General features: G+C 67.9%; 3 protein-coding genes. All 3 read right to left on the bottom strand.

The window, feature by feature from the left end:
- Window positions 1–85: 85 nt before the first annotated feature.
- Window positions 86–271 carry a hypothetical protein gene (locus ACZ4NB_RS38755; protein ID WP_467667760.1) on the bottom strand — a complete coding sequence of 62 codons (186 nt, stop codon included), beginning with the start codon at window positions 269–271 and terminating at the stop codon, window positions 86–88.
- 106 nt (window positions 272–377) lie between these two features.
- The gene (locus ACZ4NB_RS38750; protein ID WP_467667759.1) at window positions 378–578 is read right to left on the bottom strand and encodes a hypothetical protein; all 201 of its coding nucleotides are present in this window, start codon (window positions 576–578) and stop codon (window positions 378–380) included.
- Complete coding sequence (locus ACZ4NB_RS38745; RefSeq protein ID WP_467667758.1) at window positions 578–916, bottom strand: hypothetical protein; 339 nt, start codon at window positions 914–916, stop codon at window positions 578–580. The genes ACZ4NB_RS38750 and ACZ4NB_RS38745 overlap by 1 nt, the downstream gene beginning before the upstream one ends.
- Window positions 917–1,092 lie beyond the last annotated feature (176 nt).

The following is a 1,092-nucleotide window of genomic DNA, read 5'->3' as shown; positions in this document are numbered from 1 at the left end:
GAAACGCCATCCTAGAGGTAGAGGTAGCAGTCGCCACGGGTGACCCAACGGCTCTCCCGTCCGCGCTCCTTCGCTTCATTCTGAGTCAGTCGCCGTACTTCCGCTTCAGGGCTGCCACCGTGGCCAGGTCGGTGGCGATGTCGCCCTCCGAGGCCATGTGCTCGATGAGCCGCTGGATCTCGCCGACGTCGTTGCGGTCGATGGCAGACTTCAGCGCCGCCGCGGTGTTGTCGGCGTACTGGCTGTCGTTGCTCTTGCTGAACAGGCCCACAAGGGGCTCCTCTCGTCAGTGGTGGGGCGGCCGGCTGGCCAGTCCCCTGCAGGCCCGGCACCAGGTGGTGCGCGGTCTGGCGTTGCTCCGGGGCCACAGGGAGCGGTCAGATCAGGCGCTTGAGTCGTTCGATGCGCTGCTGTCGCTCGGCGGCGATGTGTTCGAGCGTGTAGATCTCGGTCTCATCGACCTGCCGCGAGGCGAGGGTTCGGCGGATGTCCTCAATGTCGTCCTGGTACCGCGCGATGGTCGCCTGGGCCTCGACCCGCAGACGCTCGTCGCGGGTGACGGCGGTGACGGCGGCCATCAGCGGCGAGCCTTCTCACGGCCACGGCCACGGACCTTCAGGACATCGCCCGGCGTCGCGTACAACTGCTTGTCGTCGCACTCGAACATCGGGCGGATGTGGGGCCCCGGCTTCTCGTCGTACATCGGACCGAACCGGAGGCACGCGCCCTCGGCGGACACCGCACCGGACATGGCCGCGCCGGTGAACCACTGCTTGTCGTTGAACTCCCAGGGGCGCCAGACCTTCTCCTCGCCCCACGGATAGACGGCGGTCTCGATCGTGTAGTACTTCTTGCCGGGCACGACATCGCGGGCGAACTTCTTCGCGCCGCGCTTGCTCGACTCCCATTCGGCCATGCTGGTCTCCTCAACTCGGTGATGCGGTGGGCGGTGGGCTGCTGTCAGCGGTTCCAGTACCGGTAGAGGCGGGCGACGAGCCGATCGCGGTGGGCGTCGCGAGCCTTGCTGTCCGGCTGGCGCAGCACCTGGCGGAGCTCCAGCGCTTCAGTCCGCACCCGCCGGTCGGGCGCCTC

The sequence above is a fragment of the Streptomyces sp. NPDC026575 genome (assembly GCF_055567415.1).
The sequence above is the reverse complement of the archived record's forward strand: the minus strand, read 5'-3'. Positions and strand labels throughout refer to the sequence as shown.

Bases quoted from the DNA above. Each gene is read 5' to 3' on its own strand.
- ACZ4NB_RS38750 (WP_467667759.1), bottom strand. From the start codon at position 578: ATGGCCGCCGTCACCGCCGTCACCCGCGACGAGCGTCTGCGGGTCGAG.
- ACZ4NB_RS38745 (WP_467667758.1), bottom strand. From the start codon at position 916: ATGGCCGAATGGGAGTCGAGCAAGCGCGGCGCGAAGAAGTTCGCCCGC.